The organism is Jeotgalibacillus malaysiensis (assembly GCF_044789845.1).
Taxonomy (GTDB): domain Bacteria; phylum Bacillota; class Bacilli; order Bacillales; family Jeotgalibacillaceae; genus Jeotgalibacillus; species Jeotgalibacillus malaysiensis_A.
Map to the genome: position 1 here is coordinate 2,878,809 of NZ_CP085252.1, position 13,477 is coordinate 2,892,285.

A 13,477-nucleotide genomic window follows, 5' to 3' on the forward strand; every position below is an offset into this window, starting at 1 on the left:
GCTTAGTTTCCATAGTAATAGTAATACTCGTCTCCGCCTTCCATCTTCTTGTCATTCAGAACTGCGCCAAGAATGCGTGCTTTCGCTGAAGTCAGCAGTTCTTTCGCTTTCATCGCACGTTCCTTATCTGCTACACGTGATCTGACAACAAGGATGGAACCGTCACACTGGTTCGCTAAGATCTGTGCGTCTGTTACAGCAAGGACTGGCGGTGTGTCGAATACGATCATGTCGTAATGCTCTTTTGCATATTCTAAGAATGCATTCATCCCGTGTGAACCCAGCAGCTCTGATGGGTTCGGAGGAATTGGACCAGATGACATAACGTGTAAATTCTTCACATCAGTCTCATGGCGTACATCTTCAAGCTCCGCCTGACGTGTCAATACATTTGTTAATCCTTTAGCATTCATTACATTAAACGTGTAATGTACTGTCGGCTTCCTCATATCCGCATCAATTAATAGTGTCTTTTTTCCTTGCTGAGCAAATACAATTGCCAGATTTGCAGCCGTTGTAGACTTTCCTTCACCAGCACCGCTAGAAGTAACTAAAATCGTTTTAATTTGATGATCTACTGCCGAGAACTGAATATTTGTTCTGATCGTTCTGTATTGCTCTGAAGCGACAGCTTTCGGATTCAGCTTCGCAATCAGATTACGACTGTGATTGTTATTCTGCTTTTTCTTAGCTGCCATATCGCTCACTCCTTGCCTGTACCTGATGTGCATTTACACCTGACGTCTGTCTAACTGCCTTATCATCCATTGAACCAATTACGCCGAGTAACGGAAGATCAAGCAACTGTTCAATATCCTGCTCCGTTTTAACTGAGTTATCAAGGTATTCAAGGAGAAACGCAAGTCCAACTCCAACCATTAGACCAACTACTAACGCAATTGCCATATTTAAGAATGGCTGTGGGCTGACCGGCCCCTGATTTTCAGTAACAACTGCTTGTGATAACACATTAACGTTGTCTACATTCATTAGGTTAGCAATTTCTGCCTGAAATACTGCTGCTGTTTTGTTTGCAATATCAGCAGCTACATAAGGGCTTTCGTCTTCTACAGTGATATTTACAATCTGAGAGTTTTGCTCATTTTGAACCGTAATTTTCTGATTTAACTGACCAACTGTAAACTGTCCGTTCATCTGTTCAGCCACCTGATCTAATATAAATGGACTTTTAATGATGCCGTTATAAGTATTGATCAATTGAAGGTTGGCCTGTATATCGGATACCTGAACGTTTTGCTGCTCAGTCGCTTCCTGATTTACTAATAACTGCGTAGATGACTGATACATTGGGGTGATGACGAAAAATGACACTATGCTCGCAATTACTACCGCTAGCAAAGCAATCGAGATGATCATCATCATCCGCTTTTTAAGGGTAGTAAATAATTCTTTCAGACTAATCGTTTCTTCCATGTTTATGTTGCCTCCTCTTCGGGTACGAAAAATAACTTCTTGATTATAACATAAGATTCTCTCTAATTTGACTTCCTCTGACAATTTTTACACGAAAACTTTTGACATACCTCTATTTTTTATCCCATGCATTTTATATAATGATAGATATGTCTTACAAAAGTTTTGAAAAAGGAGTTTCGTCCTATATGCAGAAGATCTTATTTATTTTATCAATTGTATTAACAGGCGTCTTTATTTTTCTGGGCTACAACGCCTGGCAGGATAAACAGGCTGAGGTCCACAGAGTGTCACCAGTATTAATCGATTCAACGGCTGTTGCTGAAGAGGATTCAGCTGAGGCAGAGCTCGATCAGGCTTCAACTGAAGAAGGTGAAGCTGAGCCGGCATTAACGACTAATCTGCCACAGGAAGCGCAGGACCTCTTTGCTGAAGCGACTGCAGAAGAACCAGTTAATGTGACATTAGTTGCGACTGAATCAGCGACGATTACAGGAACGAACTGGCTGACAGCAGCTGAAAATGTTTTTTCAAATGAATATTCGAATGTGGTAGTTGAAACTATTACCTACAATAATACGTCTGATGAATTGATAGAAACCATTACATCTGAGAACTATGGTCAGGCAGATGTCATTTTACTTGAAGTACCCACGATCTATGACAATGGATTCTGGTCACTAGGTGATCAAACCTATTACATGAATCTGATGATTGGTTCATTTCAAGAAGCTGCACCTGAAGCTGTTCTAATTATGCAGCCTTCACAGCCACTTGCTGAAGCACCTATTTACGATGAGCAGAAGGATGCTGTCCAACAGGTAATTGCAGATGCTGGAATTGAATATCTTGATCACTGGTCATCATGGGGACAGGACCTGAGTACGTTATTAACAGAAGACAATGATCCAACTGAAGAAGGCGGCACAGTCTGGGCAAATTACATGACGGATTATCTCACTGGAAACTAACATTTAAAGCGAGGGACAGCTATGGAAAGACGCAAAAGAAAGAAGAAGAAAAACAGAAAAGTATTGAAGTGGAGCCTGGCGATTTTAGGCGTAGTGGTAATTGGCGTAATGGCTTATTTATTTTTAATATTCCAATCACTCACGAGTGCAACAGAACAGATGCACCAGCCAATTGAACGTGAAAAATCAGAAAAGCGTCAGGAAACGGTCCGCTTTGATGAGCAGGACCCATTTTCAGTGCTACTGCTTGGAGTAGATGAGCGTGGTGAAGACGCCGGCCGTTCGGATACGATGATTGTCATGACTGTGAACCCGAATACAGATTCGACTAAGCTGCTAAGTATTCCACGTGATACGTATACAGAAATCATTGGCCACGGCACAACTGATAAAATTAACCATGCTTATGCATTTGGCGGAGTAGAAATGGCGATGGATTCAGTAGAGAACCTGCTTGATATTCCGATTGATTACTATGTGCAGGTGAATATGGAAGGCTTTGAGGATATTGTGAATGCAGTTGATGGCGTGACGGTGAATAACACGTTTGCCTTTGAATCAGGCGGCTACAGTTATCCTGAAGGTCAGCTGACACTTGATGGTAAAGAAGCACTTGCTTACTCAAGAATGCGCTACGAAGACCCACGTGGCGACTTTGGCCGTCAGGAAAGACAGCGCCAGGTGATTCAGGCTGTTATGCGTGAAGGTGCGAGTGTGAATTCACTTATGAACTTCCGTGATATTTTTGGTGCACTCGGATCGAACGTGAAGACGAACTTATCGTTTGATCAGATGGTGGATATTCAGAGTAAGTATCGTACTGCAGCGAGCAATGTAGAGCAGACTTCATTGGATGGCGGATCTGGTGAATATATTAATGATATTTACTATTATATTGTCCCGGATAGTGAGCTGGTGAAGGTGCAGGAGGATTTGAAGAGTCAGTTGGAGTTGGGGAGTTAAATAGCGAAGTAGGGGGTCAGACCCTGGGCTTCGGTGGATGGTGCAGTGAAGGGTGGGGTCAGACCCCGGCCTTCGCTGGTCTATGCAAGTAGAGAAGGCGAGGGTCAGACCCTCGCCTTCACTTCACAAAAAGGGTAGGCGCAAAAAACGCGCCTACCCTTTTTGTATGTCTATTTAGTAGTTAAAGTGTATTAATTCATCTGTCTTTCTTTTGCACTCTTCTTCTATTCTGCGTACAATCCATCGTTTTGGGAGTGCGGCTGTGGTTCGGTATTGGTTTTGCTGGTAGTATGGAATCAGTTTTTTGAGCCATTCGTACATGAGAAGGTGTTCTCTGTATGCTTCTTCCAAGCCTTGTAGACCTTCGTCTATTGATAGATAGTGTTTGAAGAAGTGATCATAGTGTCTGGCGATCGCTTCTTCGATATGTGCAGCTGTCTCTCTTTTGATTTGCTTTATATCAATAGCTGGTTCATTCCCTCTGAGGGTTTCAGCAAGCAGACGTTGTAGCTCTCTTATTACTTCAACGTAGAAAACCGTTCTTTTCAAAATTTCATATTTATATTCGTCAGCTTCAGGATGCAAATATTTGAGTTGCTCTTTCTTTTCTTCAACCATTCGAATAAGGTTGAGTTCCCGCAGCGGTTGTAGTTCTCTATCCACGTCTTCGGCAATTTGTCTGCCGAGGGTTGTTTTTTCAGGTTCTAGTTTAAGGGCAGCTACTGGTTCAGCTGTGCGTTTTTTAAAAAAGGGCATGATTGGCTCTCTCCCTCTATATATTAGTGTATAGAAAAAAGCTGCCGAGGCAGCTTTTTAATTGTAGAATCGTTTGAAGCTTTCAAACTTGGACTGCCAATAGCTATTGTTCAGACTAGAAATTTCAACGCCATTATCTCCAGCATGAATAAACTGGTTGCCTCCAAGATAGATACCTACGTGTGAGATCCCTTTTTTATATGTATTCCCAAAAAATACAAGATCCCCAACCTGTGGATTACTTACTTCATATGATCTTGCGTGCTGGCCTTCAGCGTTTGTTCTAGCTGTGCTGAAGCCTGCTTTGTTATAGACGTAATAGATAAATCCACTGCAGTCAAAGCCCCCTGGTACTGAACCGCCCCATACATAAGGTGTGCCCAGGTGCGACTGCGCTTCCTGGATCAATACGCTGACACTGGCAACGACTGATGATCCGCCGCCTACGGTTTGCGCAGGTGCTGAAGGTGTTGTTGACTGAGCTGATCCACTTAATTGAAGCTTCTGTCCAACTCTGATCAAATCTGAAGAGAGATTATTAACGCGTTTTAGTTCAGATAACGACATTTTATTTACGACTGCGATTTTACTTAGTGTGTCCCCGGCTTTTACAGTATACGAACCATCCGTATTATGTATAGGCTGTGCTGGTTGTGCTACTGATGCCTGGCCGCTTACTGAAAGCTTTTGGCCCGGGAAAATAATATGTCCATTCAGGTTATTCAGTTCCATCAGCTTTGTAAGGCTAATGCCGTAGTTAGAAGCAATCCTTGAAAGCGAATCCCCCGGCTTTACTGTGTAGCTGCCTGAAGTGCTTTCTGATGGTGCCTGACTAACTGGTGTGCTAGGAGTAGCCTGTGCTGCTGATCCTTTAACTTTTAGAGACTGACCTGAAAAGATTAGATCTGATGATAGATTGTTAAGTGACTTCAGTTCACTCACTGATGTAGCAGTTTTCCTGGCGATTGCTGATAGCGTATCCCCCGGTTGCACAACATAGGCTGATGCAGAAACTGCTGTTCCGCCTGATACTGAAGGTGTGCTTGCAGCTGACAGTGATGCATCTCCAATGACCTTTAGTACCTGATTCGGTCTGATCAGTTCAGATGAAAGATTGTTCAGCTTTTTGATATGATCGACTGACACGTTATACTTATTCGCGATTTTCCAAAGAGAATCTCCGCTTGAAACTTTATGTGTACTGGCATCCGCTTCAGACTCAAATCCCCCAAACGTCGCCACTGCGGCAGTTGCCGCTGCAGTGTATAACCATTTCCTCAATCCTCACACTCTCCTTCTTCATCTAAGCTGCCCGTGAGCGTTCCTACTTTTCTGATAAATATATATTTAATCCTATTTTACTTTGTTTTGGGCAGGAAGTCATATTACAAAAGTGTTACAAAAAAATTTCTGTATCTTGAAATTATTGTTGCACTGTTATAAAAAGTCACTTTTTAATTAGTAATACAAGTATATTATTTGCTATGGTTTTTTACCCAAGCATATTAAATTGAAATTTTGTTGCATTACTTCTATTCTAAAGCTTATTCTAGACTGGTTTTGCAACTATATTAATAAAATTTAAAAAGCCAGTCTCTCTTATCAGAGAAAACTGGCTTGACCAATTGTAGTTAATGTCAGAATCGTGTCTGACAAAAGAGATCACTTCTAAAGAAAACTAGTGACAGCTCATCGCCATCACTCGTTTCTATCTTCTCTAAATACAATTGACTTGAGTTGTCTGAATTGTATTCAAGACAGGGAAGAATTTTTATTACTTAGATACCGTCACAGATGTAAATACTGTTTTAGTTTTAAGCCTGTTAAATGATCTGCTAAGTAATACATACTTTAGATAAGATTTAAAAAGAAAAAGCCAGCCTTCTCTTATCAGAGAAAACTGGCTTGATCGAATTGTAGTCAATAGTCAGAATTATGCCTGACACAAGGACAGACAACTATATTTATATTAGTTTGTAACTACACCAGCTTGTACTTCATTATCATTAGCATCAACTAGATTAGTGTTTTCGAACTCAACACTAATTGAATCAGTTAATCCAAAATCATCAGAAGTAGTAACTGTTAAAACTCCACCAGTAACTGAAGCTGTAGCAGGAGTAACTTCTGTACCTCCTACAAATACAGTTATACCTTCAATTGATCCATCTGCTGCGTCCTGAATAGCTTCAGAGAACTCAACATTAAAAGTAGTACTATTAACTACGTTAAGATCAGTAGCAGTAGGAGCTACATTTTCTAACAATTCAACAGTTGTTGTAATTTGACCATTTTCAAGAGTATTTCCTTTAGTATCAACTACATTTGTAATTTCTAAAGGATAAGTTCCGCTAGCTCTGACGGATCCTTCTGGTAAAATGAATCTTACTGTATCAGTTCCATTGATAAATTGAATCAATGTTCCAGCAGGTAATGCCTCGCCACCTAAAGTATAGTTAGAAGCATTAGTTGCTGATGAAGTAACATTGTCAGAGTAAGTTACTGTGAACTGAGTGCTATTAATACGTGCTGGAGCTGAAGCGAGAATTAGAGAATCAGTAACTTCATCTACAGCAGGTACAAATTCTCCTGTAGTAAAGTCAACATCTAGAGTCGCAGTAATAACATTGCCTGCATCATCAGATACTGAATCAGCAGATAATTCAAACTCGTAAGTTGAGTTTTCTTCTAAATCATATGCAATAGCAACTGTATTTAATTCACTTCCAGTAATTTCTCCGTCACCATCAACGTCAACACCTGATGTTTCGCTAACAGCTGTTGTGTTTCCAACAGTATAAACTACCCCATCTTTTGTTTCTAATGTTAATGTACCAGTTACTGTTACCGGCTCACTAAACGTCAAGTAGATTACATCTTCATCAGTAGTTACAGATGTATCATCAGCAACTAAAATCTCAGTTGAAACTCCAGCTAAAACAGGTGCTGTAGTATCAGCGATCAGTGTAGTATCGAATTCATAAAGTTCACCAGCATTTCCTGATAAATCTTCGTATTCGTCAACTGTTACTGTAACATTCACAAAATCATTTGTACCCAATGTGCTAGACGCATCTACAGTAAATTTAGTAGCATCTTCATCGTCTTGTTCAGCAGCAGTTAGGTAAACTGGAGTGCCGTTTATTGTAACAGTAGCATACTCTTCTACTGTAGAATCTCCATTTAAATCTTGCGCTGCTAACTCTTCTGAGAAGTTTATAGTGATTTCAGAACCAGAAACTGTTGCAGAAGAAACAGATGGTACTTCTTCATCAACTGCTAATTCAGCTACTGTAAAGTTAACTTCAATTGGATTAGCAAGGTTATCTGATGTATCAATTGCACCAACGATGTCAACTGTATATGCTTCCCCAGCAGTTAAACCTGTAAGTGTAATAGATTTACTATTAGCAGCTACAGTGTAATCTGTCCCTTCAACTAATACAGTTCCATCTAGGCTAATTGTTCCAGCATCACTTACAGGTTCACTGAAATTAATTACAGCAGTCGTTCCTACAGCTTCAACTGATTTTACAGTAGGGGCAATTGTATCAGAGTATGTTAGAAGAGCATTATATTCTGGAGTCTGAATAACATTGCCTTCTTCATCTAGTTCATCTGTATCTAAAGGAAGAACTGTTACTTTAGCATTAGTTACTTCAGTAGAATCTAATGTGTAAGTAGCAGTTGTTCTGTCTTCTGATAATTCAACACTTTCAAATGTTGTACCTTCTAGAGTGAATGCTGCTTGTAATTCAGCATCAGTAGTATCTTTTGCTAATGGAGTGCTGAAAGATACAACGACTTCTTTAGCGTTAACTGCCGTTACACTCTCTACCATTGGCTCAGGAGCAACTTCAAAAGTATAAACGCCATTTACCCCGTCAATTGTAAGTGTTACAAATTCTCCACCAAGATCTTCCTGAAGTTCATCTAGATCAGTGTGAGAGAACGTTACAACGTTTCCTTCAACGCCTGAGATTTCAAGTGCAAGAGCTTCAAGAACTTCAGCAGGAATGTCAGTTACAGGAGTTCCGTTTACTTCTACATCATACATAGAAAGAACGTCTTCAAGTGTAAGACCATCAGGAAGCTCTTTATCAAATTCAACAGTGAACGTGTCACCTTCTTCGTTGAAGTCAATTGAAACTACGCCAGGCTTTTGCATATCTTCATACACTGTAAGTGCACGGATTGCGAAAGTTGAGAACTGAGCACGAGTAACATACTCAAGTGGACGATACTCGTCTACTACTGTTACGCCGTTTTCAACAAGAATGTTGATGTACTCACGAGCCCACTCCTGAGCGTCTTCGATGTCAGATACAGTTGCATCTACATCTTCAAGATCTTCAAGACCAAATGCTTCTACAAGTACTTTCGCCATTGCCTGACGAGAGATTTTTGCAGATGGGTTAAAGTTGTTTTCCTGAGTACCCGTGAAGATACCAAGCTCACGAAGAACTAGTGAAGCTTCATAAAGCTCTTCATCATAATAAGTTGAAGGTACATCAGCGAATTCTTCTGTTTCAGAAGTATCAACAGTGATTCCTTCAGAAGCTAACCAGCGAGAAAGGATCAGTGCAACCTGACCACGCGTTACGCTGTTATATGGACGGAACTCATCGCCATATCCATTAACAAGACCTAGGTCAACTGCTTTCTGGATATTTGGTGCGTGTACATCCGCAGGATTAACATCCGTGAATGTTGTGTGATTGTCCTGAGCTTGAAGGCCTTCTGCGCCAGCGACTGGAGCGACTGCAGATGCAACAAGAGCAGTTGTTACTGTTCCCGCAAGAAACTTACGGTAAGACTTTGGTTGGTAAGCCATGTAAATATTTCCTCCTTGTAATTGCAATTTATAATCAGGTGTTCTTCAGTTAAGATATGTAAGTATGAATAAAGTCCTAACAAAGAACCCCATGAACCTACACCCATCAGTATAGTCATAGGCTTCAAGAATGTCAATCCTTTTACAATTTGACAATTCAATCATTGAAATGCCATATTCTAACTGAGATACTAATTCTTTCGCCTTCCTTCATTCTACAAGATGACACTCATATTTCAAATACTTTTTTAATATTTTTTGAGTAAAATAGTGATTTTTCGGCTTTCTTATCCTTTCAGTGTATAGTTCCACTATTTTCAAAAGAGGTTATACGTCATTTATTTCTAATTTGTAACAATGATCAGGATTTTTATCTTTAATTTCTATGATTTTGAATTTATATCACCCTAATGTCATTTTTTCAGACTTTTCAAAACTCATATGAAAAGTAAAAAAATAGAGACAAAGGACCTAAAAGTCACTTGTCTCTACTAAAATGTAAGGGTTTTATTTTCCTAACTTTTCTTCCATGAGTCTAACGGACCGCTCGAAAAACAATGCATAGTGGGATCTCATGACTGTATTCCACGGATTAAACGCTCTATCTTCATTAGCTACTGTAATGTCATTGTGTACAAGTGCAGCAATGTTTTCATAGATCACTTCATTCGCTCCAACATCCTTGATTTTCACTTCAGAGGCTGGTTGTTCATAATAATCATTAAATACACGGTTTAAAATGTTCGCCATCTGTGAGCGATTTAGGGCTGCACTTGCATTCATCTTGCCGCCCTGCCCCATATAACCATGGTATTCCATAATCGCAAGGTTCTCGTAACCAAATGTGTCCGGTGTCAGGTCCGATGCTTTTGCCTGATAGTCGGCCGGCTTTTCGAGATCAAATGCTCTTACGACAAGCGCTGCTGCCTGATGTCTTTTTAATTCAGTCAGTGGTCTGAAGGTGCCGTCTTCATAGCCATTGATGATTCCTCTGTGCTGAAGGTATGCGACTGCCTGTTCTGTTTCTCCATTTAGATCTGAGAAGATTGTCAGGTCGTTACCAAGCTGAAGGTTTGAGCTGGCAATATACCCTTCACCGAAATTACCTTTTACTTCATAAAAGACGTAATGATTGGCGTGACCTGCTGCTTCGTATGGTCCGCTGATGACTTCAAGCGGCGTATAGTGACCGATCGTTTCCACAAGATCACCATTAATCGGCTGTGTTCTGACGTTTGATCCGCCAAAGCCTTCGTGATCATTATAAGAGTAGGTTACGTCCCCTTCTCTGAACATTTGAGAGGAGCGAGTCTGCGTCGGCCACTCGTAATCGCGGTCGCCGAATTTCATAATGAGGCTGTCTTCATCATAGTTAATGTCGAGCTCAGGCGTTTCACCTATACCCGGCATGATGCTGTAATTTCTGATATAGTCATAGACGACTTCCTGGTAAGCGTCATCATGGTTATTCGGGTCATTAATTTCGCTCAGTCCGTTGTATGCCATCACGCTGAAGTACCATGATTCGATTTCTTCAGGTGTGCCACCATTTACTGTCGGCAGATTCAGCTCCGTTTTTCTCTTCAGCATTTTTGCTGCTTCTTCTATATGATAGTCAATATCATTTTTGATTCGGTCCATATCAATATTGTATTGTTCAATTTCACCTGGCTGGAATGTCAGCTGCATGAGTCCGATTCCACCATCATCCGAAATAATGACGTCCCCATTTTCATCAAAGTGTGCAAATTCTTTATTTTCTTTATAAGCGATCGCCTTCAGCACTTCCGGCGGGATGTTCATCTCAAGTGCTGTTTCTGTCAGCAGATGCTTAATCTCCTGAACGTCATTAGTTCCCGCATGTGCAAGTTGTGAAAAACCGAATATAGATGCGGCTGCCACCCCTGTGACTGCTGCATATCTGATTCCCTTCATACTGTAAAAGCCCCCTATTAGTCTGTGTAACAACTGAAGTTGTACTTTCAGTCTATCTATAACCTTAACATATTTTCCATGTGATTCCATTCCTTGATTTTCCTTCAATGGTGATGAAATACCGTGTCTCACATGCTATACTTTATGTTGGTATCATTTAATAGAAATGTAATGTTCCTCATTGCATTTGACATAAGGAGAGTACAGCATGATTTCGCTCGTAAAAAAAATCGTAGGCACTCAGGATGAGCGTCAATTAAAGCAATATGAAAAACAGGTTCAGGAAATTAACAAGCTGGAAGAAAAGATGGAGAAGCTGACTGATCAGGAGCTTTTCAGTAAGACAGCGACTTTTAAAAAACAACTAGGTGAAGGACTATCACTGAAGGACATACGTAATGAAGCATTTGCAGTAGTGCGAGAAGCATCAAAGCGCGTGCTTGGGATGCGTCATTTTGATGTGCAGATCATCGGTGGACTTGCACTTGCTGACGGCAACATTGCAGAAATGCCAACTGGCGAAGGAAAAACACTTGTCGCGTCTCTCCCAAGTTATTTAAAAGCGCTTGAAGGAAAAGGCGTTCACGTCATTACAGTTAATGAATACCTCGCAAGACGCGACCGGGAATTAATTGGGCAGGTCCACGAGTTTCTTGGACTCCAGGTAAGCCTGAACCTTCCAATGATGGAGCCCGCACAAAAACAGGTTGCTTATCGTGCAGATATTACATATGGAATCGGCAGCGAATTCGGTTTTGATTTCCTACGCGACAATATGTCTTACGAAAAAAACCAGCGTGTTCAGCGTCCGCTTCATTATGCCATCATTGATGAAGCAGACAGTGTGCTGATTGATGAAGCAAAGACTCCACTTATTATTGCAGGTAAAACAGGAATCAGTTCTGAGCTCAGCTATCTTTGTGCCCGAATTGTCCGTTCATTTAAAGATGGAGAAGAATTTCACTTCGACCTGGAAACGAAATCCGTTAACTTAACAGATGACGGCATTTCAAAAATTGAACGCGGCTTTCAGGTGGATAACTTATATGACCTTGAGCATCAGACGCTTTACCATTACGTGATCCAGGCGCTTCGTGCATCAGTCATGTTCAAGCGCGACGTGGATTATATCGTCAAAGAAGGCAAAGTACTGCTGATTGATATGTTCACCGGGCGTCCAATGGAAGGCCGAACGCTCAGTAACGGTCTTCACCAGGCGATTGAAGCAAAAGAAGGTCTTGAAGTAACAGAAGAAAACAAAACTCAGGCCTCAATTACCATCCAGAACTATTTCAGAATGTATCAGATGCTGTCCGGGATGACTGGAACTGCGAAGACTGAGAAAAAAGAGTTAAGTGACATTTATGGAATGGGCGTCGTGCAGGTACCGACGAACCAGCCAATTGCTAGAGTAGACTTGCAGGACCGTATTTATGAAACGGTGGAGCAGAAATATTCTGCAGTGACTGACAAAACTAAAGAGTTACATGAAAAAGGCCAGCCCGTGCTGATCGGTACAACTTCTATTTTACAGTCAGAAGAGGTTTCAGCTTACTTGAAAGAAGCAGGTCTGCCTCATGAAGTATTAAATGCGAAAAGTGTGGAGCAGGAAGTACAGCTAATCTCACTTGCCGGTCAGAAAAATTCAATTACAGTTGCTACGAATATGGCCGGTCGCGGTACGGATATCGTACTTGGCGAAGGCGTACGTGAGCTTGGCGGATTATATGTGATCGGGACTGAGCGTCACGAGTCACGCCGTATTGATAATCAGCTGAAGGGTCGTTCCGGCCGCCAAGGGGATCCTGGTACTTCTGAATTTTTCATCTCACTTGAAGATGAAATGTTCCGCAGATTTGCCCAGGAAGAGCTGGAGAAATTGAAGAAGAAAGTTAAGCCGAAGAAAAATGGACTGATTGAAGATAAAGCCGCTCGGGAATTTGTTGATCGCACACAAAGAATTTGTGAAGGCTCTAACTTCTCGATCCGTGAGTATAACCTGAAGCTTGATGATGTATTAGGTGTTCAGCGTGATACGATTTACGACTTAAGAAATAAACTTCTTGATCGTGAGGCAGTGCACCCTATCTTGTTGAATATTCTATCATCTCATATTGATGAAGAAATTAAGGTGAGATGCCCTGAGGATGAAGATAGTGAGCGTTGGGAGCTTGACAAACTCCGTGCAAATCTTGAAGCGATTATTCCGAATGAAGACTTTTCATTTATCAGTCATGAAACACCATTTAAACAGATCAAAAAACAAATCCGCTCCGCAGTAGAACGCTACCTGCCGGAGGTTGAATCAAGACTCGAGTCAACTCAATTTGCTGAATCATTACGCAAATTCCTTCTTGGCAGTACGGATAGCTACTGGTTAAAGCATATTGACGCAATGGAACGACTTAAAGAAGGCGTTGGCTTAAGAAGTTACAGCCAGGAAGATCCAATGCGTCAGTATCAGCGTGAAGGACTCGAGTTGTTCAGCAATATGTATTATGAACTTGAACAGGGCGTCAGCCGCCAAATTGCAACACTGATTGTGAAGCTTGAACAAAAAGAAAAACTGACAGGAGGCAAATAG

The 13,477-nt window shown here is 41.1% G+C and carries 9 protein-coding genes; 3 read left to right on the forward strand and 6 right to left on the reverse strand.

From position 1 onward, the window contains the following. Positions 1–2 precede the first annotated feature (2 nt). Together LG330_RS15075 and LG330_RS15080 are read right to left on the reverse strand one after the other, a co-directional pair. A complete protein-coding gene (locus tag LG330_RS15075) occupies positions 3–698 on the reverse strand; it encodes a CpsD/CapB family tyrosine-protein kinase (RefSeq protein ID WP_404405231.1) in 696 nt (231 codons plus the stop codon). Beyond that, on the reverse strand, positions 688–1,434 hold the full coding sequence (locus tag LG330_RS15080; protein WP_404405233.1) for a YveK family protein: 747 nt from the start codon (positions 1,432–1,434) through the stop codon (positions 688–690). Before LG330_RS15080 ends, LG330_RS15075 begins: the two co-directional genes overlap by 11 nt. A gap of 188 nt (positions 1,435–1,622) precedes the next feature. On the opposite strand from LG330_RS15080, the gene LG330_RS15085 reads away from it, so the two are divergent. Next, on the forward strand, positions 1,623–2,405 hold the full coding sequence (locus tag LG330_RS15085) for a hypothetical protein (RefSeq protein ID WP_404405235.1): 783 nt from the start codon (positions 1,623–1,625) through the stop codon (positions 2,403–2,405). 21 nt (positions 2,406–2,426) lie between these two features. After that, a complete protein-coding gene (locus LG330_RS15090) occupies positions 2,427–3,368 on the forward strand; it encodes a LytR family transcriptional regulator (protein ID WP_404405237.1) in 942 nt (313 codons plus the stop codon). Positions 3,369–3,542: 174 nt separating this feature from the next. On the opposite strand, the gene LG330_RS15095 is transcribed toward LG330_RS15090, so the two are convergent. From LG330_RS15095 to LG330_RS15110, 4 genes are all read right to left on the reverse strand, one after another. Beyond that, positions 3,543–4,124: a hypothetical protein gene (locus tag LG330_RS15095; protein WP_404405239.1), complete on the reverse strand. Its 582-nt coding sequence runs from the start codon at positions 4,122–4,124 to the stop codon at positions 3,543–3,545. Between the two features lie 57 nt (positions 4,125–4,181). Further along, positions 4,182–5,405 carry a LysM peptidoglycan-binding domain-containing protein gene (locus LG330_RS15100; RefSeq protein WP_404405241.1) on the reverse strand — a complete coding sequence of 408 codons (1,224 nt, stop codon included), beginning with the start codon at positions 5,403–5,405 and terminating at the stop codon, positions 4,182–4,184. A gap of 688 nt (positions 5,406–6,093) precedes the next feature. Then, the gene (locus tag LG330_RS15105) at positions 6,094–8,958 is read right to left on the reverse strand and encodes an S-layer homology domain-containing protein (RefSeq protein WP_404405243.1); all 2,865 of its coding nucleotides are present in this window, start codon (positions 8,956–8,958) and stop codon (positions 6,094–6,096) included. Between the two features lie 507 nt (positions 8,959–9,465). Beyond that, entirely contained in the window at positions 9,466–10,893 is a 1,428-nt protein-coding gene (locus LG330_RS15110; protein ID WP_404405245.1) for an S-layer homology domain-containing protein, read from the reverse strand. A 208-nt stretch (positions 10,894–11,101) separates the two neighbouring features. On the opposite strand from LG330_RS15110, the gene secA2 reads away from it, so the two are divergent. Continuing rightward, entirely contained in the window at positions 11,102–13,477 is a 2,376-nt protein-coding gene (gene secA2, locus LG330_RS15115) for an accessory Sec system translocase SecA2 (RefSeq protein ID WP_404405247.1), read from the forward strand.